Source organism: Paenibacillus helianthi (assembly GCF_001909055.1).
Lineage (GTDB): Bacteria > Bacillota > Bacilli > Paenibacillales > Paenibacillaceae > Paenibacillus_AQ > Paenibacillus_AQ helianthi.
In genome coordinates this window covers 13,194-35,456 of record NZ_LVWI01000069.1, presented here as the reverse complement: position 1 = coordinate 35,456, position 22,263 = coordinate 13,194, and the positions used below count along the sequence as shown (strand labels likewise).

Genomic DNA, 22,263 nt, shown 5'->3' with positions numbered 1-22,263 from the left:
GAGCTGACCAATACTAATCGGTCGAGGGCTTATCCAAATCATAAAACGCAGATTCGTTTCGGATTCAGTTTTCAGGAATCAAGTTCTGATTCATGAGGCCCAAGAGGTTAAATGAAAAAGATTTGTTTTCAGCATTTGGCGATGCTGAGACCTGAATGATGCATTTGCACCGCAAATGCCCGTTTGGTGGCGATAGCGGAGGGGTTCCACGCGTACCCATCCCGAACACGACCGTTAAGCCCTCCAGCGCCGATGGTACTTGGACCGAAGGGTCCTGGGAGAGTAGGACGCCGCCAAGCGGATATTCCCTGATAGCTCAGTTGGTAGAGCACTCGACTGTTAATCGAGTTGTCACAGGTTCGAGTCCTGTTCGGGGAGCCATGCTCTCATAGCTCAGTAGGTAGAGTGCTTCCATGGTAAGGAAGAGGTCACCGGTTCGAATCCGGTTGAGAGCTCCACAAGTTTTTTAGGCCCGTTGGTCAAGGGGTTAAGACACCTCCCTTTCACGGAGGTAACATGGGTTCGAATCCCATACGGGTCACCAAATTTCATTTTCCCTTGAGGACAACCATACATATGGAGGCTTAGCTCAGCTGGGAGAGCATCTGCCTTACAAGCAGAGGGTCGGGGGTTCGAACCCCTCAGCCTCCACCATAATCGTTCTCATATTGAAAGAGATTGTGGGCACACTATAGGTATCCATCATAGGGGATTAGCCAAGCGGTAAGGCAACGGACTCTGACTCCGTCATCATAGGTTCGAATCCTATATCCCCTGCCAAATGGGAGCCATTAGCTCAGTTGGTAGAGCACCTGACTTTTAATCAGGGTGTCGAAGGTTCGAGTCCTTCATGGCTCACTTTTATTTGTATCATGCGCGTGTGGCGGAATGGCAGACGCACCAGACTTAGGATCTGGCGTCTTACGACGTGGGGGTTCAAGTCCCTTCACGCGCACCACTTAGTTGCGGACGTGGCTCAGCGGTAGAGCATCGCCTTGCCAAGGCGAGGGTCGCGGGTTCGATTCCCGTCGTCCGCTCCATTATTTTGCGCCCTTAGCTCAGCTGGATAGAGCGTTTGACTACGAATCAAAAGGCCGGGAGTTCGAATCTCTCAGGGCGCGCCATTTTTTATTTAAAGAGAATATATTAACGGGATGTAGCTCAGCTTGGTAGAGCACCTGGTTTGGGACCAGGGGGTCGCATGTTCAAATCGTGTCATCCCGATTTTACACCTGTGCGGGTGTAGTTCAATGGTAGAACTTCAGCCTTCCAAGCTGATAGCGTGGGTTCGATTCCCATCACCCGCTCCATAATTTTATACGTTTCGGGATGTAGCTCAGCTTGGTAGAGCACCTGGTTTGGGACCAGGGGGTCGCATGTTCAAATCGTGTCATCCCGATAACACAGCTCTTAAGCTGACAATCAACTCTTACTTTTGGTAGGAGTTTTTTTGTTAATCCAAAGCATTACATCACGAGAATTATAAAGAAGTGTTGATATAATTCTGCTCCATGCGAATAGTCTCAAGAGCAAGAATGAAATATTTTGAATATTCCAGAACTGACCACAAATTTACCAACACGAAATATCTAAGCTTGGTTTTCAAATTGAATAAACTTACGACAGGTACAAAAAATGCTTTAAGAAAGTGAAATTTCGTTTAGGCCGTTTTAAGAAAATTCACAATTAGAATACAAGTGAAAAACCATAGTTTGAAATAAAAAGCTTGAAATCTCTCAATAGAAGCTAACTTTTATGTAAATAAAGTTCACGTAAGCAATAATTAAAAGGACTTCGTATTCAAATTTCAGTGATGAATCATTACATGACTGTTACATAAACCCGATGCGGATCAGACAATATAAATAGGAAGATATACACATCATTTTTATGACTGTATAAATAGTTAGATTGGTGTATAATCTTAATTGCTGTATCGCTTTACAGCGCAATAAAGTTGGAGATTTCCGGGCAGTTTTATTGTATGATATGAGGAAAGCTTCAAATAGACAATGTTAAAAGCATTGATCCGGAAGAGGATGGGGGGAGCAGCATGACCGAACTTACGACTGCCGTCAGCAAAAGCAATTCAAATAATCTGCTGCGGCGAGACGTACGGTTCCTGGGGAATATTTTGGGTGAAGTCTTGGTTCACCAAGGCGGCAACGAACTGTTGGATATCGTGGAGAAGATCCGTGAAACCAGCAAATCGCTGCGCTCATTGTTTTTGCCTGAACTGCACAATGAATTCAAGGAGCTAATTAATTCACTGGATCCGGAGAATCGCCACCAGGTGATACGGGCGTTTGCTATTTATTTTCAATTGGTGAACATCGCGGAGCAGAATCACCGGATTCGCCGTAAACGCGACTACGAACGTTCAGCCGGGGAGACCGTACAGCCTGGTTCTATCGAAAGCGCGATTCAAGAGCTCCGCGAGAGTGACTTCTCACACGAGGATGTTCATGAAATCATGAATGGTCTGTCTCTGGAGCTGGTCATGACCGCTCACCCTACTGAAGCGATGCGGAGGGCGATTCTTGATATTCATAAACGTATCTCCGATGACGTCATGGGTCTGGATAACCCTACCCTAACGTTCCGTGAACGTGAACAACTGCGGGAGAAACTGCTTAATGAGGTCATTACCTTGTGGCAGACGGATGAGCTGCGCGACCGCAAGCCAACGGTGCTGGATGAAGTCCGCAATGGGATGTATTATTTCCATGAGACGATTTTCCAAGTGTTGCCGGATGTGTATCAAGAACTTGAACGATGTCTAAGCAAATACTACCCGGGCCAGAATTGGCACGTACCGACGTATCTGCGTTTTGGTTCGTGGATCGGCGGCGACCGGGATGGCAATCCTTCGGTGACGGCAGCTGTGACTCTGCAGACACTGAGACTTCAGCGTAAACTGGCGATTCGGGAATACCAACGCATTATGCGTGAGCTGATGCAGTATCTGAGCTTTAGCACCAGTATCGTTAATGTAACGCCGGAGTTGCTGGAATCCATTGAATTGAACCGGAGCCTTATTAATCTGGATAAGTCAAAATCCTGGCATAATGATAATGAGCCCTACCGGATTAAGCTTACCTATATGATCGCCAAGACGCAGAACGTTATGGATGATGAGAAGAAAGGCTCACTGGAGCGCTACTCTTCACCGGAAGAATTTATAGATGATTTGAACGTGATCGACCGCAGTCTGCGACATCACTATGCAGATTATGTAGCGGATACCTATATCAAGAAGCTGATTCGCCAGGTGGAGTTGTTTGGGTTCCATACTGCGACGCTTGATGTCCGTCAGCATAGTCAGGAGCATGAAAATGCGATGACTGAGATTCTGGCCAAAATGAACGTTACACAGGATTATGCAAAGCTGCAGGAGAATGAGAAGATCGATCTTCTAGAAAAGCTGCTTAATGATCCGCGTCCGCTGACTTCGCCTTATCAGTCCTACAGTGAGAGCACTGAAGAATGTCTTGCAGTATACCGTGCCATTTATACGGCGCAAGAGGAGTACGGCAAACAGTGTATTACCAGTTATCTAATCAGCATGGCTGAAGCCGCAAGTGACATTCTGGAGGTCATGGTATTCGCCAAAGAAGTTGGTCTGTTCCGAAAAGACAATGATGGTACTGTAGTTTGTACACTACAGGCTGTTCCGCTGTTCGAGACCATTGACGACCTTCATGATGCTCCACAAATTATGCGTACGCTGCTTAACTTGCCGATCTACCGGGATGCGGTGAGAGCCATGAACGATTTGCAGGAAATTATGCTTGGTTACTCAGACAGTAACAAGGATGGGGGTGTGGTAACCGCCAATTACGAGCTGCGGGTTGCCCTCAAGGAGATTACGGCTACGGCGGATGATTTCGGTATTAAGCTGAAATTTTTCCATGGCCGCGGTGGAGCACTTGGACGTGGCGGCATGCCGCTGAACCGCAGTATTCTGGCGCAACCGGCTTCTACGATTGGAGGCGGCATTAAGATTACGGAACAGGGCGAAGTTATCTCCTCACGTTATTCGATGCAGGGGATTGCCTACCGCAGTCTGGAGCAGGCAACATCCGCACTGGTTACAGCTGCAATTAATGCCAGATCACCTCATACAGATCTATATGAGCCGGAATGGGAAAAAATTGTTGCCCGTATTTCTGAGGTTTCATTGAACAAATATCAGGACCTAATCTTCCGTGACCCGGACTTCCTGACCTACTTCAAGGAGTCAACACCGCTTCCTGAGGTCGGGGAGCTTAACATTGGTTCCCGTCCTTCCAAACGGAAGAATAGTGACCGGTTCGAGGACCTGCGTGCGATTCCTTGGGTGTTTGCCTGGACACAGAGCCGTTATCTGCTTCCTGCCTGGTACGCTGCCGGAACGGGCCTGCAGAGCTTCTATGACAATAAGGAAGAGAACCTGAAGGTCATGCAGCATATGTATGCAAACTTCTCGTTCTTTACTACATTAATTGACACACTGCAGATGGCTATTGCCAAGGCTGACCTGATTATAGCCAAGGAATATGCCAGCATGGGCAAAAATGAAGAGGCGCGTCAGCGTATCTTCGGACAGATAGAAACGGAATTCAAGCTGACTTCCGAGCTGATTCTCAAAATCACCGGACAGCAGGACATCTTGGATAATGTGCCTGTTATTCAGGAATCTATTCGTCTGCGAAATCCATACGTTGACCCGCTGAGCTATTTGCAGGTGCAGCTATTGTCCGAGCTAAGAGCCTTGCGCGAAGTGGACGGTGATGACGCGGAGTTGCTCCGCGAAGTGCTGCTCACTATCAACGGTATTGCCGCCGGATTACGGAATACCGGCTGATATTCTGATCTAGGTTGGTTGTTGATTTGTTCTTTATATTATTCACAATCCCCGTTCGCCTCTGTATGGAGGCTGGACGGGGATTTTTAGTTCTGGATTAGTAACCTGGATGGCTGAAGCCGCCGAGAGAACTGAGAGGATAACGAAGCTGGTAAGAGACAAAACCGCTTCCCGCCCTTTGCCTTACCTCATTGTTACTGATATGAATTTTGGGCAGAGTAACAGGGATTTTAAATTCTGATGATGGAGCGACAAAGTGGGGATTTGGAATTGGAGGAGAACAGCGTGCGCCTTTATTCTGGGATTTCGACCGTGAGTAGCGGTTTCGATCAGGAAATCCGCCAATAACAGCGACCGTAAATCCAAATGTTCTCAAAGTCGCGATGAATCATCGTTTTTTATCCCTCGTGCTGTGCCCATTCTAGATAGAAAGTAACAATACTATCCTTGATTTTTGACGAAACATGAATTACCATTTAAGAGCTTGTACCGTGGACATTCATGAGATGAAAGACCAAGGGCGGCAAGTCTGGGGGAGTTAACAGGTGGAGAATTTGGAAGGCAGATTGACAAAGCTCGCCTTAAAGGGCGACCAAAGGGCATTTGCCGAGCTTGTGGAACTATATAAAGACAAAATATATCATTTGGCTTATCGGATGCTGAACAACCGCCATGAAGCGGAAGATATTGTTCAGGAAACATTTTTGCGTGTGTATCGCAATTTGGACCGCTATGATGACAAACAAAAGTTTTCAACATGGATTTACCGCATCGGCACGAACCTTTGCATTGACAGGTTGCGTAAGCGGCGGCCCACATATTCGCTGGATGCAGAAATGAACGACCAGGAAGGCATTGACGGCTATTCCATGATTCCCAGTGATAATGTGACTCCGGAAACAGAACTGCTGCTCTCAGAGACACAGAGATTGATCTATGAGGCCATCGACAGTTTGCCTGTGAAATACAGATCAGTGATGATTTTGCGCTATCTGCAGGACTTGTCGCTTCAGGAAATTAGTGATGTCTTGGATATGCCTGTAACAACGATTAAGACCCGAGTACACCGGGGACGTGAATTTTTACGTAAAAAATTAGAGCCTAAAATGTAAAATAGATTATTTTTTATGAAACGTATGATTGGCAGCGCCGTATGTAAGTTAAGCAAGTCTTATGCGCCCTGCCCCTTTGTCTTGTTATAATTAAATAGCACTCATGAAAGGATTGGCTCCTATGGAATGCAAACTGGCCGTCTCTATGATGCACGACTACCTGGATGACGACTTGCCCGAACTGCAACAGAGGGAATTGAAGGAGCATCTTCTATCCTGTACAGATTGCCGTGCAAAGTTCAAAGAATTGGAACAGACCGATATGCTGATGTTTTCCCTGATGCACCAGAGTCCTGTGGCTTCGGAGGATCTTGTAAGCCGGATTATGAATTCATTGCCCCAGGTCAAGAAGGAACGCGCATTTGTGACCTGGATCAAGCGGCACCCCGCTCTTTCAGCGGCGTCCGTGTTCATTCTGGTGATGCTGATGAGCTCCGTTACCTTTTGGAATCAGGATCGGCAGCTTGTGGTCAGGGGAACAGACCTGGAACAGGTTGTCATTCAAGGGAATACGGTCATCGTACCCTCTGGTAAAACGATATCTGGCGATCTAACGGTGGAGAACGGTAAAACTCAGGTATATGGGGAAGTGGACGGTAATGTGACTGTGATTGACGGCTCCCTGTACCAGGCTTCAACAGCTCATATCTCCGGGCAAGTCAAAAGCATAGACCAAGCGGTAAGTTGGCTCTGGTATAAAGTGACGAACATGTTCTCTGAAGTTGCCTACCGTTAAATAACACTTGGTTGCTTTTAGCAGGAATATTATTTGCGCCTCTTTTTCCGGAAAGATGGCGCTTTTTTGTTGCGAAGGTATAGGGGAATAGGTTTCCCCGGCGACTGAAACTTGCAACCTGGGCTGGAACGTTATAACCTAGGTATGATACAGAACTTACAGACAGTTTACATAAACCCAGCTAATATGAAATGACGGGGGTTTTGGCATGAGTTATTTTACAGATCTAACATGGAAAGAGTCCATTAAAGATATAATCGATATTCTGATTGTCAGCTATATCATCTACAAAGTGCTAAATATGGTGCGCGGGACCCGGGCGATACAGCTGCTAAAAGGGATTCTGGTATTGGTTGTAATCTGGGCACTTAGTACCCTTCTTGATTTATATACGCTGAAGTGGCTGATGAACCAGATATTTACGTTCGGGATATTTGCGATATTTATCATCTTTCAGCCGGAATTGCGAAGGGGGCTGGAGCAGCTTGGACGGGGCAAGTTTTTTGGACGGGCTGCTGAGAATGATGAGGAAGTCAGCAAATTGATTGGTGAAGTTATTAAAGCACTGAATTATTTGGCGCAACGAAAGATTGGGGCATTAATTGTTTTTGAAAGGGCAACGGGGCTGAATGAATATACGGAGTCTGGGATTCCTATGCGGTCTGTAGTCAGCTCCGAACTGTTAATCAATATCTTTATTCCCAATACTCCGCTGCATGACGGTGCGCTCATTATGCAAGATGGGCAGATTGCCGCCGCTGCATGTTATTTGCCTCTCTCCGAGAATCCGTTCATCAGCAAAGAGCTCGGTACCCGTCACCGGGCAGCAATTGGGATTAGTGAGGTTGCGGATTCCGTCTCTGTCGTGGTCTCAGAAGAGACCGGACAGATATCTTTGGCAATTAACGGTCAGATCGTGCGTGATATTAAGGAAGAATCTCTGATTTCCAAGCTTTATGAGGAACTTCGGGCCACTTCACCGCTGAAGGAGAAGAGCTCCGCCTTTTGGAAACGGAGGGAGGATAAACGCAATGGATAAGTGGATGAAGAATAACAATTTCAACAAAATTCTCGCGCTTGCCTTCGCTATTATCCTTTGGATCATTGTCCATGTGGATACTGCACCTGCGAACCAGACAACGGTAAACATGGAGTCTAAAACCATTGAAAATGTGAAGATTGAGGATACCGGCTTCAATGAGGATAAATATGTAATCACTTCAAGGGATGCCGAAAGTGTCAGACTGGAAGTCATGGGCAAAAAATCGGATCTCACCTACAAGTTTTCAGATGCCTATAAAGTGTGGATTGATCTGAGCAATGTTCAGCCAGGAGACACTACGCTCCCCCTGCATTATTCACTTCCGAGCGGCGTGATGCTTGATGATATAATCCCCAATGAAGTGAATGTGCATGTGGAACTCCGCAACACCAAGTCCTTTCCAATATCGATTATCACCAAGGGTGAGCCTGCGGCGGGTTATCAGGTAGGTACACCGGTCATAGAACCAGCCGTTGAGGCGAAGGTTACGCTGGGTGCTAGTGAGCTTAGAAAGGTAGCCAAAGTGCAGGGAACCATTGAACTTAACGGTGACAGTGAAACGATAAAAGAAAAGAAGCTGAAGCTGTATGCGTATGACAGCGGCGGTAACGAGATTAAGGATGCAGTTATCGAGCCGTCCTTCGTAACTGTGGAGTTGCCGATTACTCTTCCGTTTAAAAGCCTGCCGCTGGATGTGAGTTTTAGCGGTCAGCTGCCAGGGGGTGTGGCCTTGTCCAAGGTGACGCCGGAACAGGATACGGTAACAGTGTATGGAACTGAAGAATCCTTAGCTTCTTTATCATCCTATGAAGCGACATTGAACTTAGGTTCAATTGATTCTGCAGGTACTAAGGAGCTGAAGCTGGAATTGACAGTTCCGGAGGGCGCTGCCAAGATTGAGCCTGCGGTCTTAAATGTTTCTGTTGTGACCTCGAACATTGCTGAGAAGACCATTGATAATATTCCCGTCAAGCTGGAGGGGGTAGATACAGGACTTACCGCTCTGATCAAAGATCCTGCCAGTAAAACCGTTTCGCTGACTGTATCAGGAGCCCCAAATCTGCTGGAACAGATAGATAAGAACAATATCAGCGTGGTAGCAGACGTCGTTGGCCTCACAGCCGGATCTCATGAGGTTACGTTACATGTTTCTCTACCCAGGTTCATTGCCCTAGGGAATGCTTCACAACGTCTCAGGGCAACTGTGGAGCTAAACGCTCCCGCAACGCCGGCGGCCGCGGAAACTCCGGATAACAGCAGCACCGGCACGGTAACCTCAGAGCCTAGTGCTGAGCCTGTCTCTGGTGAGGAGAGCCCGACTGAGCCTGTTCAGAGTGGGGATAATGCTCTTCCTACAGCTACGCCATCTCCATCCGAAGGCGCGGTTGATAACAGTGGTACTGCAAGTGCGAACGGCGCGACGAACAATGGTAGTTCTGGCGGAACGTAACTTTTACGGTTAGCAAACGTCTATAATAGGTGACATTGGTACCCGAAATAAGAGTTCATTCATACAATAATTCATTAAGCTAATGCAGCGTATTCAAAAGGAGAAAAAAGATGGGTAAGTATTTTGGAACAGATGGTGTGCGCGGAGTTGCAAACCGTGAATTAACAGCAGAGATGGCCTACAGTATTGGCCGCTGCGGTGGGTATGTATTGGCTGGTAATGTAGAGAAGCCCAAGGTGGTCATAGGCATGGACACGCGTATTTCAGGTCCTCTTCTGGAATCGGCGCTTGTAGCGGGCATGTTGTCCATTGGGGCTCAGGTAATCCGGTTAGGTGTTGTAAGTACGCCTGCTGTGGCTTATATTACAAGATTGCTTAAGGCGGATGCAGGAGTAATGATATCTGCTTCGCATAATCCGGTTGAAGATAATGGCATTAAGTTCTTTGGCGGAGACGGTTTTAAGCTGACAGATGAAACCGAGTTGCGGATTGAAGAACTGATGGATGCGGAGATCGATGAATTGCCACGCCCAGTAGGTGCAGGCCTGGGAACTGTTAATGTAGATAATGATGCGAAATATTTATATTTGAACTATCTCAAAACCACGATTTCTCAAAGCTTCGCAGGACTTAAGGTAGTGCTTGACTGCGCTCATGGCGCAGCTTATGAATTGGCCCCGCGCTTGTTCAGAGAGCTTGGTGCAGAAGTAATCGCCATCGGTTCAGAGCCTGATGGGCTGAACATTAATGACGGCTTTGGCTCCACGCATCCGGAAACTCTGCGCGAGGAGGTGCTGCGCCAGGGTGCGGATCTGGGGCTTGCTTTTGACGGAGACGCTGACCGGTTGATTGCTATTGATGAGAATGGCGATGAGGTTGACGGTGACTTTATCCTCTGCATCTGCGGAGAAGCGATGAACCGTGCCGGCAAGCTTAAAGATGGCACTATTGTATCCACAGTAATGAGTAATATTGGTTTCTATAAAGCAACAGAACAACTGGGTCTAAATACAGCCAAAACCGCGGTCGGTGACCGTTATGTGATGGAAGAAATGCGCCGGGGCGGATACAATTTGGGCGGAGAACAGTCCGGTCATGTTATTTTCCTGGATTACAATACAACAGGTGATGGTATTCTCACGGCAATCCAATTGGTGGATACCATGAAGTCATCCGGCAAGAAACTCAGTACACTGAAATCAATGATGACCCAATACCCTCAGGTGCTTGTGAATGTTCGTGTTCAGGATAAGACTAATTATCCTAACAATCCGGCCATTGAAGCGGCTATTCAAGAGGTTGAAGGCAAGCTTGGTGATAACGGCCGAGTGCTGGTGCGTCCTTCGGGAACTGAACCGTTGATTCGGGTTATGGCAGAAGGCCCGGATAAGGCGGAGCTGGATCTCTATGTAGGCCAAATCGTTGATGTCGTTCAGCGTGAATTGGTGTAATTAATGATATAATGTTATGATGTTCAGCCGGTGAGGAGAAATGCTTAAGGCATCTTCACTGGCTGCATCTGTATATTGTTTAATTTCTTATATTAGCTGCCAAAAGTAATCATGCGTTACAGCATTGCCAAAACGATGTAAGGTGCATATAATAGATAAGGTGTCATTCCAGAAGGAAAGCGGGGATAGTAAGGTTGGCAACAGCAAGCGCCAGAGCTTGATCTTGCGCGGGGGAGAAGGGACAGCCATTAAGTTGCCGGGTAGCGGCAGGGCTTGAACGGATCACGGCAGATGTAAGCTGACGAGGTGGAGGTGTTCGAAATGTTCGGCGGGGACCTCCCGGTGATGCACCAGAGCCGTAAATGGAAACGGAAAATGCGAGGGCGACCTTTCACACAACGTTTCTGTGGGTGCAAGCAGAAAGAGTACAATTCATGGGCTTACGCAATAACGGAAAGAAACACAGAGCGTTCTGCCACGGCAGAGGAGAAGACTGTACATTTCATGAACATAGTTGCAAGTGAAAAGGTATTGAACCGGATATTGTCCTTTTAAGGGCTGCTTAGCCGTGTCCACTTGACTGAGTCTGAAATACAACAGAATATTTGCTTTTTCTCAAAAACATGCCGCACGGCACGTTTCTTTCCTTATGCCGCCCACACTATAAATCGGACGGAGGAAATTATTATGTGTGGTATTGTAGGATATATCGGGAATCAGAATTCGCAAGGGATCTTGGTAGAGGGTTTGAAGAAGCTTGAGTATCGTGGGTATGATTCAGCCGGGATTGCTGTGTTCACCAAGGAAGGACTCCAGGTCGTAAAAGCACAGGGCCGTATGGCGAACCTTGAATCCAGACTTGAAGCTACTCCACTAACAGGAAGTGCCGGAATCGGACATACACGCTGGGCAACCCACGGCAAGCCTTCTGATGAGAACTCCCACCCGCATACTGATGAGAGCCAGAAATTCTCAGTTGTACACAACGGCATTGTGGAGAACTATCTTGATCTTAAAGAAGAACTGATTGCCGGAGGATGCCACTTTACTTCCGAAACGGATACGGAGGTTATTTCGCACCTGATCGCCCGTGAATATGAAGGGGATATCGTGAAAGCTGTACAAAAAGCGATCACCTTCATGCGTGGTGCGTTTGCACTTGGAGTTCTGACTGAATATGAACCCGACAAACTGGTGGCTGTACGTCAAGCAAGTCCACTCATCATTGGCTTGGGTGAAGGTGAAAACTTTATCGGGTCCGATATTCCTGCTTTGCTGGAATATACCCGCAACGTATATATTTTGAACGACGGCGAAATGGCTGTGTTGACACGGGATGCTGTCGAATTGATGACGATTGAAGGCAATTTTATTTCTCGGGAAATGATTACTGTCGATTGGGATGCTGTTACTGCGGAAAAAGGCGGCTACGAGCATTTCATGCTGAAAGAAATCCACGAGCAGCCAAAGGCATACCGCGATACTATGCGCGGACGTATGAACGCTGAAGGTAACAAAGTGATTCTGCCAGAACTTAACCTGACCGAAGAGCAGATCAAGAACATCCGCAACGTTCAGATCGTTGCTTGCGGGACTGCCTACAACGCAGGTCTTGTTGGACGCAACCTGATTGAATCCTTGGTGCGTATTCCTGTAGAAAATGATATCGCTTCGGAGTACCGTTACCGTTCGCCGATCGTTACACCGGAAACTCTGGTTATCGTAGTCAGCCAATCCGGAGAGACTGCTGATACACTAGCTGCACTGCGTGAAGGCCAAGCAAATGGTGCACATGTGCTCGCTATCACCAACGTAGTGGGAAGCTCCATTGCCCGGGAGGCAAACAGTGTATTGGTAACTCTGGCTGGTCCGGAAATTGCTGTTGCTTCGACCAAAGCATATACTTCTCAGCTGATTGCCTTCACTTTGCTCGGTCTGTACCTGGCTGAAGTACGCGGAACGCAATCCGAACCTGAGGTTGCCAAAATTCTGGCAGCTATGCAGTCCCTGCCGGAGCAAGTAGAAGTAATTCTGGCGCAAAAAGAAGCGATCAAGACTTATGCTGAACAAATCGCTAAGCATGAGCACCTGTTCTTCATCGGCCGTGGCGTAGATTATGCTGTGGCTCAGGAAGGCTCGCTGAAGCTGAAAGAAATCTCTTACATTCACTCCGAAGCTTATGCAGCAGGTGAATTGAAGCATGGTACACTGGCGCTGATTGAAGAAGGCGTTCCTGTCATTGCCCTGGCAACTCAGGAATCCGTTCTCGAGAAAACCGTCAGCAATATCAAGGAAGTCAAAGCCCGCGGCGCACACGTGCTGGCCATCACTCATGAAGAGCATGCGAACGACCTGCTTAGATCTGTTGACCAGGTGTTCGTGATTCCTCAGACACTGCCGCTTCTGACCTCAGCCTTGTCCGTAGTATCGCTGCAATTGCTGGCTTACTACGCTTCGCTTGCTCTGGGCCACGATGTGGATAAACCGCGTAACTTGGCGAAGAGCGTTACGGTGGAATAGGGTAGGGAAAGATACAGCAGCTGTTGTCTGGTGACAAAAAAGTTGGGAACCAGTAAAGAAAGTCTAGAACTATATTAAACATCATGAGCCGTCCTGCATTTGAGGACGGCTTATTTTTGCGCGTATAGCATGATTTTTCTTTCTGAAGAGAGTGGAACTTCACAGGATATATGATTGGGTAGAACATCTGCTTTATTCTTATATCGAGCAGGGATAGCTAAATAAGCTCGCGAATATTCTTCATGTAGAGGTGTTTACGAAGTTCGTAAATTAGATGTTATATGTAATAGCCGCTAAGAAGGAATAATAAAATTACTTCGGAGGGAAGTCGAGATGGAGAGCAAAAAAATCGATATTAAAGAGTTTCCGATATTGGAATTTGATGAATCGCGAGTTGCTATAATAGAAGCAACTAATTTTATCGAGCCAAAAGAAGAATTTGAATACTGTATAATAACATTTTTTCGAGATGCAATTGAAAAAATGAAAACTGAGGGGAAGTTGAAAGAAGTTGCGTGTCTACATTGCGAGACGGTAGATTTACCAATATATGAAACGTATTTTCAAGGAAAAAAAGTACATATTACTCTGGGATATTTAGGGGCTGCAGGCTCAGCAGGATTCTTAGAAGAATTGATAGCGTATGGATTTCAGAAATTTATAGTTTGTGGTGGTGCAGGTGTACTTAAAAAAGACATTGCAGTTGGACATTTAATTGTACCAATTTCTGCGGTGAGAGATGAAGGGGTATCATACCATTACATTAAGCCATCTAGAGAAATTGAATGTGATCCAGAAGTTTTAAAAATCATAGAGGACGATTTTAATATACATAATATTAGGTATATAAAGGCAAAAACTTGGACAACAGACTCATTTTATAGAGAAACTAAAGAAAAAGTTGAGTTGCGGAAAGCTGAAGGGTGTGTAACTGTAGAAATGGAAGCAGCAGCATTTATGGCCGTTTCAAAATTCAGAGAAGTTAAATTAGGAATTATCCTGTATGGCGGTGATGATTTAAGTGGAGTCGAATGGGATAGTCGAAGTTGGAATAGTAGAACAGAAATAAGAATAAACCTTGTTCAGATATCTTTACGGATATGTAGTTCTTTATAAGAGGAATAGCAAAGGGAAATCTAAACAAAAAAACATGAATTAAATATAAATACTACAACATGAATAAATTATGCGGAATCGAAGAAGGCAGCTACAACATATAACACCGTATTCACGCTGCGGCCCCTGAAGGGACCTTGGTCTGTAAGAGGCATCTCGAGGAAGCGGATTCCGCAGACAACCCTGCGAGGCTAAGTGGCGGAGCCACCCGGTCCTAGCGGACCTTAAGCCTCTCGGGTTCGTGAATACTACAACGTTATCGGAAATTCATGCAAAGCTTTTTTATGTGTGAGTCGCCTATGAAGTGGAGTAAACTCAAGAGAAACATTGAAGGTATGATTTATGAGCCGCTAAGAACTTTAAATTTTATAATACAGTTTACATTGTGAAGCTACATTTTTTACAATGCCAATCCGTTGATGACTATAATATAACGAAAGATATCACTTACTACCTAGGAACACCGAAGTGTCAGTCATAACTTCATTGCCCTGTCGTTTTGTTCAAGGACAACAATCCAAATGGTATTTGTGGTAAACTTAAATTCTATGCTCTTCAATACATTTGATAATAGTCACAAATTTAGTTATAAAGAAAGGTAATCCTATGATAAAAGTTGATAACTTATCCTTCTCGTTTCCGCAAAAAGAACTATATAAAAACATTTCATTCACGCTTGAAGAGGCGCAACATTGCGCTTTTATTGGAACAAGTGGCAGTGGGAAAAGTACACTGATCGATATACTGATGGATCCAGAAAGATATTTGTATGATGGCATGTTAGTGATAGACCCCACTTGCACAATTGGATTTGTAAGTCAGTTCTCTCAACCAGACAAATCTCAAGAAACAACCGTTTTTGAATATATCGGCGAAAAGTTTATTCAGATTCAAAATGAAATAAACTCTATTCTCACTGAAATGGAGACAGCCACAGATATTGATCCGTTACTTGAAAAGTATCAATTAGCCTTAGATGCATTTGATGCAATGGGCGGGGATGATTTTGAGAGCAACATTAACAAGAAGCTGAATCTGGCAGACCTCATGAGGCTTAAGGATGTTAGGGTATCTGATCTGAGTGGCGGGGAATTCAAACTTATTCAAGTAATGAAGGAAATGCTTAATTATCCAGATTTAATGATTATGGACGAACCTGATGTGTTTTTAGACTTTGAAAACTTAAATGCGCTTAAACATCTAATTAATTCTCACAAGGGAATACTGCTGGTTGTTACGCACAACCGATATTTATTGAATCATTGTTTCAACAAAATTATTCACCTTGAAAACTTGGAGATTCAAGAGTTCGACGGGCGATATATTGAATATAACTTCTCCTTACTTCAAACTAAAATTGAGCTGCAAGAACTCGCAGTCGCTGAAGAGGAAGAAATTAAGAGAAACGACAATATCATCGATAATCTTAGAGCTATCGCAACTTATAATTCCGAAGCATCCAGAGGGAAAGCATTAAAAGCCAGGGTTAAATTTCAGGAAAGATTGGAAGCGCGCAGAATTAAGGCACCCTTTGTAGATATTAAGCAACCGGATATCAGTTTTGGTGTGGATAATGAAATGGAAGACACCGTTGTTATAAATGTTAATGATTATAGTATTGCCTTTGATGAGTTGCTTTTAGAAAATGTTAACTTTGAGATAAAATCTACGGATAAAGTAGCCCTAATCGGTCCAAACGGCACCGGGAAAACGACGCTACTCCGGGAGATCTTTAAAAATAATCATGATTCCATTGAAATTAATGCTGAGGTTAAGGTGGCTTATTTATCTCAGCTTCAAGGCGAAATGCTGAAGGATTCCAATACTATTCTTGAGGAATTCATCGATGCCGGGTTTGCAACGTATGATGAGATTAGATCACATCTATCCAACTATGGCTTTGAAGGTGAAATGGTTAATCAAAAGATAGAATCTTTATCTGGCGGAGAAAAAAACATGCTTCAATTGGCTAAGGTTTCTGCCAGTAAAGCAAATGTATTGCTTCTTGATGAACCGACAAGCCATTTAGATACCTATACACAAATAGCACTGGAAAAAGCCATTGGGGACTATCAGGGTGCGATTCTCATGATTTCTCATGATTTCTATTCTGTGGTAAATGGCATGGATTATGTCCTGATCATTGACGATAAGACGATTAGAAAAATGAGTATGCGAAAATTCAGAAAGATGATTTATGCCAGTCATTTTGATAGAGACTATTTAGAAATGGAACAACAGAAAAAATCAGTGGAAACAAAAATAGAAGTGGCTTTAAAAAATACTGATTTTGAACTAGCAAAAGTATTGGTTGAAGAGCTAGAAGAGCTGATTAAGCTGCTATAATCATAACCCTCGGGTTGAAATGATTGCAGGTGGTAAGAAAGCCTAAGATGTTGGTGGGAAAATATCAACAAAAAAGACACTAATGAATAGGATTCCTGTAAGCTGCTCATTCCATTGGGCGGCTTTTTTATGCTTTCAAGAGAGAGATGGGGATCTATGCATCGAAGAATATAGAAAACGCTTACAACATATTGTAAAATACAGGTTGAGCTGTGACTATGAAACAAGGATGGTAATTCTGTGCGTATCAAATTCAACATCTTTCGGAAAATGCTAGTGTTGCTGCTGATTCTGCTGACGCCGGTCGTGGCGCTGTATTATTATTCTACGTCTAAGAGCATCAACGTCATACAGGAGGAGCTTATTAAAGCAAGCCTGAACCGGATGGAGCTTTTCGTGGCGCAAATGGATGCCAGTATCGAGAAGTTCGATCTGGCCTCCGCCCCTATGCTCGTTGACACGAACGTGCTGGAGTACCTGTACAACCACGAGATGAGCGATTATTCCCTAATGAAAACAAGGCAGCTAATCCAGGAGAAGCTGTCGCTGGCCAGCGCATCAGGCAATTGGTGTAATGATGTGACCGTCTATTTCCCGCATCGGGGCAATAGCATTTCTTCGTCCCCCTCCTATGAGTATGACCCTGTAGAGTTTGAAAGCCGGTTCTCGCTGGGATGGAGCTACAGCGATGATTTGGAGATTGGCCCCGGCTTCACCCGAACCTATGTCACTACGGGTTACAAACCGGCCCATCCGGAGGATCTGGATGTTGCCGTTCGCATTAACCTCTACAAGTGGAGCTTCGAGAATCTGCTCGACACCTACAAGTCTGGGCACTCTAACAATCCGTTTTTTTACAAAGCGGGGCATAACATCATCGCCAGCCGTTCTGTGAAAGGGCCCAAGATGGACGGAATCATCAATGAACTGGGCGACAGGGTCAATAGCCGGGATTCCGGTTTCCTGATCCATTCGTTCGACGGCAGGCCTTATCTGATTACTTTCTATTATTCTAATCTCCTAGAGTGGCATCTCATCGATTCTGTCCCGCTGGGTCAGATCATCGGGCCGATCAGGCAGCAGAGAGTGTTGTTTGGAGCGTCTTCAGTCATTCTGCTGCTAACCGGTATCGCCGCTGCGTCCGCTTTGTACTGGAACGTACACCGGCCTATCTTCCAGCTTGTACGCGCAGTGCAACGGATTAAGGGAGGCGATTACGCCTACCGTCTGCCGAAGAAATCGAACAATGAATTCGCGTTCCTCATGCAGAACTTCAACGAAATGGCGACACAGATTCAGGATCTCATTGAGAATGTCCTGCAATTGCGTATCCTGGCGCGTGATGCCACGCTGAAGCAGCTGCAGGCGCAGATCCATCCTCATTTTTTGTATCGATGGGGCGGGCGAACTGCGGATATTTATCCGGATCGTGCTGCCGCTGTCGCTGCCGGTTCTGGCGACAGTCGCACTGTTCCAGACACTGACGTACTGGAACGACTGGTTCCTGAGCCTGGTATTTATTTCCGACAATCACAACATATCGGTACAATACTTTCTCACAAGATGATGGTCAATATCCAGTACCTCTCCAGCAACCCGAACGCAATGGCTGAGATTACCCGGGCTGGCGGAATGGTTAACTTTCCGAGTGAGACCGTGCGGATGGCGATGGTCGTCGTGGGCGTCGGGCCGATCGTCTTTGCCTATCGTTCTTCCAGAAGTACTTTATCAAGGGACTGACAGTCGGCTCCGTCAAAGGCTGAGGGGGTCTGCACCATATATCACTTTAGGGGGGATTAATTGAAGATGAAGCATACCAAAGGTAAGACTTCACTGCTTCTAACAGTGCTAATTATGTCGTCCTTTGCAGCTACGGCTTGCGGAAATTCAAACCATTCAAACAAGTCTAACACGGCCGCACCGGGAGAAAGCGCCAAAGCAAGCACCGCACCGGACGCTTCCGCGAACACAACCACTGATAATACAGCCACAGATGCCTCGAAGCTGAAGCCTTATAAGCTAAAGCTGGTTTACGAAGGTGCACCCCAGGCGGACGAAGCTCTTGTCGAGGAAGCGCTGAACAAGATTTTAACCGAAAAAATCAATGCAACGATTGATATCGCACCGATCGACTGGGGAGCTTGGGACGATAAGATTAACCTCATGATCGCTTCGCGCGAGCCTGTAGACATTCTGTTCACGGCCTCATGGAACGGTTATGCGAAGAACGTTGCCAAAGGCGTATACATGGATCTCGGCCCCTTGCTCGATCAATATGGCCAGGGCATCAAGGATAGCTTGGACCCGGCTTTCTTAAGCGGCTCCAAAATCGGGGGGGAAAACTACGCAGTCCCAACCAATAAAGAACTGGCATCGTCAGGCGGCATTGTGTACCGGAAGGACATCGCTGATGAACTCGGCATCGACATGAGCAAGGTTAAGAAAATTGAAGATCTCGATGCCGTCTATAAGATCGTCAAAGAGAAGAAGCCGAACATGTATCCGCTGTATACGACAGGCGGAACGTTCTCCTCACACTCCTTTGTGGAGCTGGATTATCTGGGGGATACGACGATACCTGGCGCTATTGATAAAAATGGCACGGATGCCATAGTCAAACCGGCCGAAGAGTTCCCGCAGTACTTGAATGCGCTGAAAGTAACCCGGGATTATTTCCTGAAGGGCTATATTAACAAAGATGCAGCCACAGAAGGCCCTTGAGACGGGTTCGGTTGATCTGGACGAAATGCTGCCCAAGTTTATATCCGCCCAAAAGTCCGCCGGTCTCGACAAAGTCATTGCCGAAAAGCAAAAGCAGCTTAATGAATTTCTCGCCAGCCAGAAATAAACTCATCTGGTTCATAAAAAAGCAGTGAACGGAAAGTCCCGGCTGGTCCATTTGGATCAGCGGGACCTTCAAGCTGAAACGATGATATAACTGGCTTCGACCGTCGTTGCTACGGGATGAGGCTTTTTTGTCATTTTCGGGTCGAAAATCAGGGGGATAGAGAATATTCATGAGGTTGATGATTCATTTCATTTATTATCTTTATGCCCTGGATCGGTCGAAATCTAATAAAAGTGGAATTTTTCCCAATGAGTGGTTCCTTATGCGCACGGGTCATCAGTTCTATAATTATGTATGCGGTTACACAAAACCGAGGAATCAATATAAAGGGGAGGCAAAGTATGAAAAGTATGAAACGTGTTTTGGTGGGGATCTCTACAATGCTTGTGATGACATCAGCTCTCACAGCGTGTGGCGGAAACTCGAATTCCAATTCAAACTCAAATTCATCCAGCCCAAGCGCAAGTCCAGCTCCATCCGCCAGTACTGCCGCGGCTCCAGCAGCCGGGAAGGGCGAAAAAGTGACCATCAATCTATGGAGCTTCACGGACGAGATTCCAAACATGACCAAGAAGTATATGGAAACCCATCCTGATGCAAATGTGGAGTTCAAAACTACGGTTATTGCAACCACGGATGGTGCTTATCAGCCTGCACTTGACCAGGCTCTGGCCGCTGGCGGCAAAGATGCTCCAGACATTTATGCAGCTGAATCGGCGTTCGTGCTTAAGTATACACAAGGTGACGCATCCACCTATGCAGCTAACTATGCTGATCTGGGCCTTGATGACCAAATGGTTAAGGACGCGGGTATTGCCCAATATTCAGTGGATATCGGCAGCAAAGACGGGCAGTTGAAAGGCCTCGGCTACCAGGCAACTGGCGGAGCCTTCATCTATCGCCGCTCGATTGCCAAGGATGTATTTGGAACCGATGACCCGGCTACCATCAAAACTGAAGTTGGCCCCGGCTGGGATAAATTCTTCGATGCAGCTAAGAAGCTGAAAGCTAAAGGATACGGCATCGTATCCGGTGACGGCGACATCTGGCATCCGATCGAGAACAGCTCTGACACAGGCTGGCTGGTCGATGGCAAACTTCATATTGATCCAAAGCGCGAAGCGTTCCTGGATCTCTCCAAAAAGTTGAAAGACAATGGCTATCATAACGATACCACTGACTGGACAGAAGCATGGTACGCAGATATGTCCGGTGCCGGTGCTCAGCCAATCTTTGGATTCTTCGGTCCTGCATGGCTCATCAACTACGTAATGAACGGTCAAGTGAAAGCCACGAATGGCGACTGGGCAGTTACTGAGCCGCCAACAGGTTTCTTCTGGGGCGGCACCTGGCTGCTGGCTAACAAAGACGTGACCAAGGACGATGCAAAGAAGCAAGCAGTTGCTGACTTTGTGAAGTGGGTTACCCTGGATACTTCCGAAACAGGCCTCCAGTATTACTGGGCTAACGGCACGATGAAGAAAGGCGAGCAGGGCACGAAGGATAGCGTTGCTTCCTCCGTGGTAATGTCGAAATCCAACGGTGAAGTTCCACTGCTCGGCGGACAAAACATGTTTGACGTGTTCGTTCCAGCCAATGCTAACGCTTCAGGCAAGAACTTGACACAGTTCGACGAAACCATCAATAAGATCTGGCGTGATCAAGTACGCGAATACACTGCAGGCAATAAGACCCGTGATAAAGCAATCGAAACCTTCAAACAGCAAGTCAAAGACCAGCTTGGCATTGAAAGCGAATAAGAAGGAATCGGAGGGGCGGGGGAGTTATCCCGCCCCTTCATATCAACTAATGAGGTGAGAGCATGCGCCGCAAAGATGTCAGCTACGCGAAATACGGTTATATCTTTACTTTTCCATTTGTTCTTGCATTTCTGATTTTCTCACTGTACCCCATTTTGTACACCGCAGTGATCGGATTTACTGATATGAAGGGACTAATCCCTAAGCCGATTCATATCCTGGATAACCCTTTTCAGAATTTCAAGGATCTCCTTTTTGATAACGCATCGTTCCGGAAGTCTTTGTTCAACACCGGGCTGCTCTGGATTACGAACTTCGTTCCACAGATGCTTCTTGCGCTCCTCTTGACCGCATGGTTCACCAACCGGCGTCTTAACATAAAAGGACAAGGTTTGTTCAAGGTTCTGCTCTATATGCCTAATATCATCACTGCGAGTACAATTGCTGTGCTATTCAGCACTTTGTTCGCGTACCCGATGGGTCCGGTAAACAGCTTGTTTCAAATGCTGGGATGGACGGATGGTCCGATATTCTTCCTGCAGGATAAGACGACAGCGCGTGGCATTGTGTCATTCATCCAGTTCTGGATGTGGTACGGCAACACGATGATCGTCCTGATCGCAGGTGTTATGGGGATCAATCCCGCGCTCTTCGAGTCTGCAGCGATTGACGGTGCTAACGGTTTTCAGACCTTCTTCCGTATCACGCTGCCGAGTCTGCGTACGATATTGCTGTTCACACTAATCACCTCCATGGTAGGTGGTTTAACCATGTTCGATATTCCGCAATTATTCCTTGCGGGGGGACCGGATGACTCAACCCTTACTACGTCCATGTTTATCTATGGGCAGGCGTTCAAGGGCAGTTACATGTATAATCGCGCTGCAGCAGCGAGCATGATCATGTTCGTGATCTCGGCGTTGCTGTCCGGTTTGCTGTTCTACGTGATGCGCGACCGCGATGCTGCAAAAATAAAAAAGATCCAAAAGCAAAAGTATAGAAACGCTGCTAAAGCAGCCGCGAGGGAGGTGTAGCA

The 22,263-nt window shown here is 46.2% G+C and carries 13 protein-coding genes, 12 tRNA genes, 1 rRNA gene and 2 pseudogenes; all 28 read left to right on the top strand.

The window, feature by feature from the left end; genetic code table 11:
- The first annotated feature begins 182 nt into the window (after nucleotides 1-182).
- The 28 genes and pseudogenes from rrf to A3844_RS24490 all read left to right on the top strand — a co-directional run bounded on the left by rrf (nucleotide 183) and on the right by A3844_RS24490 (nucleotide 22,261).
- Nucleotides 183-299 (top strand): 5S ribosomal RNA (gene rrf / locus A3844_RS24625).
- A gap of 6 nt (nucleotides 300-305) precedes the next feature.
- Nucleotides 306-381: transfer RNA gene (locus A3844_RS24620), tRNA-Asn, on the top strand.
- Between the two features lies 1 nt (nucleotide 382).
- Nucleotides 383-458, top strand: a tRNA-Thr gene (locus A3844_RS24615).
- Nucleotides 459-469: 11 nt separating this feature from the next.
- Nucleotides 470-544: transfer RNA gene (locus tag A3844_RS24610), tRNA-Glu, on the top strand.
- A gap of 34 nt (nucleotides 545-578) precedes the next feature.
- Nucleotides 579-654, top strand: a tRNA-Val gene (locus A3844_RS24605).
- Between the two features lie 52 nt (nucleotides 655-706).
- Nucleotides 707-780 (top strand) — tRNA-Gln (locus A3844_RS24600).
- A 5-nt stretch (nucleotides 781-785) separates the two neighbouring features.
- A tRNA-Lys gene (locus tag A3844_RS24595) sits at nucleotides 786-858 on the top strand.
- A 16-nt stretch (nucleotides 859-874) separates the two neighbouring features.
- Nucleotides 875-958, top strand: a tRNA-Leu gene (locus A3844_RS24590).
- Nucleotides 959-965: 7 nt separating this feature from the next.
- Nucleotides 966-1,040: transfer RNA gene (locus A3844_RS24585), tRNA-Gly, on the top strand.
- A 7-nt stretch (nucleotides 1,041-1,047) separates the two neighbouring features.
- Nucleotides 1,048-1,124: transfer RNA gene (locus tag A3844_RS24580), tRNA-Arg, on the top strand.
- A gap of 26 nt (nucleotides 1,125-1,150) precedes the next feature.
- Nucleotides 1,151-1,224, top strand: a tRNA-Pro gene (locus tag A3844_RS24575).
- Between the two features lie 12 nt (nucleotides 1,225-1,236).
- Nucleotides 1,237-1,310 (top strand) — tRNA-Gly (locus tag A3844_RS24570).
- Between the two features lie 15 nt (nucleotides 1,311-1,325).
- Nucleotides 1,326-1,399 (top strand) — tRNA-Pro (locus A3844_RS24565).
- Between the two features lie 654 nt (nucleotides 1,400-2,053).
- Nucleotides 2,054-4,846 (top strand): phosphoenolpyruvate carboxylase, encoded by a 2,793-nt coding sequence (gene ppc / locus A3844_RS24560; protein ID WP_074108746.1) that lies wholly within the window; start codon nucleotides 2,054-2,056, stop codon nucleotides 4,844-4,846.
- Between the two features lie 545 nt (nucleotides 4,847-5,391).
- Nucleotides 5,392-5,958, top strand: a complete 567-nt coding sequence (sigW, locus tag A3844_RS24555) for an RNA polymerase sigma factor SigW (protein ID WP_074085075.1) — start codon at nucleotides 5,392-5,394, stop codon at nucleotides 5,956-5,958.
- Nucleotides 5,959-6,079: 121 nt separating this feature from the next.
- Complete coding sequence (locus A3844_RS24550) at nucleotides 6,080-6,694, top strand: zf-HC2 domain-containing protein (protein WP_074085074.1); 615 nt, start codon at nucleotides 6,080-6,082, stop codon at nucleotides 6,692-6,694.
- A 208-nt stretch (nucleotides 6,695-6,902) separates the two neighbouring features.
- Complete coding sequence (gene cdaA / locus A3844_RS24545; RefSeq protein WP_074085073.1) at nucleotides 6,903-7,733, top strand: diadenylate cyclase CdaA; 831 nt, start codon at nucleotides 6,903-6,905, stop codon at nucleotides 7,731-7,733.
- Nucleotides 7,726-9,186, top strand: coding sequence for a CdaR family protein (locus A3844_RS24540; protein WP_074108745.1), 1,461 nt, complete (start codon nucleotides 7,726-7,728; stop codon nucleotides 9,184-9,186). Before cdaA ends, A3844_RS24540 begins: the two co-directional genes overlap by 8 nt.
- A 110-nt stretch (nucleotides 9,187-9,296) precedes the next feature.
- Nucleotides 9,297-10,637, top strand: coding sequence for a phosphoglucosamine mutase (gene glmM, locus A3844_RS24535; protein WP_074085071.1), 1,341 nt, complete (start codon nucleotides 9,297-9,299; stop codon nucleotides 10,635-10,637).
- A 687-nt stretch (nucleotides 10,638-11,324) separates the two neighbouring features.
- On the top strand, nucleotides 11,325-13,157 hold the full coding sequence (glmS, locus tag A3844_RS24525) for a glutamine--fructose-6-phosphate transaminase (isomerizing) (RefSeq protein WP_074102802.1): 1,833 nt from the start codon (nucleotides 11,325-11,327) through the stop codon (nucleotides 13,155-13,157).
- Nucleotides 13,158-13,490: 333 nt separating this feature from the next.
- Entirely contained in the window at nucleotides 13,491-14,273 is a 783-nt protein-coding gene (locus A3844_RS24520; protein ID WP_074108744.1) for a nucleoside phosphorylase, read from the top strand.
- A 606-nt stretch (nucleotides 14,274-14,879) separates the two neighbouring features.
- Nucleotides 14,880-16,619 (top strand): ABC-F family ATP-binding cassette domain-containing protein, encoded by a 1,740-nt coding sequence (locus tag A3844_RS24515; protein WP_074108743.1) that lies wholly within the window; start codon nucleotides 14,880-14,882, stop codon nucleotides 16,617-16,619.
- Between the two features lie 270 nt (nucleotides 16,620-16,889).
- Nucleotides 16,890-17,909: pseudogene (locus A3844_RS24510) on the top strand (HAMP domain-containing protein); the annotation flags it as partial.
- A gap of 100 nt (nucleotides 17,910-18,009) precedes the next feature.
- Nucleotides 18,010-18,382 (top strand): annotated as a pseudogene (locus tag A3844_RS34065) (ABC transporter permease subunit); the annotation flags it as partial.
- 43 nt (nucleotides 18,383-18,425) lie between these two features.
- Entirely contained in the window at nucleotides 18,426-19,340 is a 915-nt protein-coding gene (locus tag A3844_RS24505; RefSeq protein WP_074108741.1) for an extracellular solute-binding protein, read from the top strand.
- Entirely contained in the window at nucleotides 19,318-19,467 is a 150-nt protein-coding gene (locus tag A3844_RS24500; RefSeq protein WP_083607005.1) for a DUF3502 domain-containing protein, read from the top strand. The genes A3844_RS24505 and A3844_RS24500 overlap by 23 nt, the downstream gene beginning before the upstream one ends.
- Nucleotides 19,468-19,808: 341 nt before the next feature.
- The gene (locus A3844_RS24495) at nucleotides 19,809-21,227 is read left to right on the top strand and encodes an ABC transporter substrate-binding protein (RefSeq protein ID WP_083607004.1); all 1,419 of its coding nucleotides are present in this window, start codon (nucleotides 19,809-19,811) and stop codon (nucleotides 21,225-21,227) included.
- 62 nt (nucleotides 21,228-21,289) lie between these two features.
- Nucleotides 21,290-22,261, top strand: coding sequence for a carbohydrate ABC transporter permease (locus tag A3844_RS24490; protein WP_074085063.1), 972 nt, complete (start codon nucleotides 21,290-21,292; stop codon nucleotides 22,259-22,261).
- Nucleotides 22,262-22,263 lie beyond the last annotated feature (2 nt).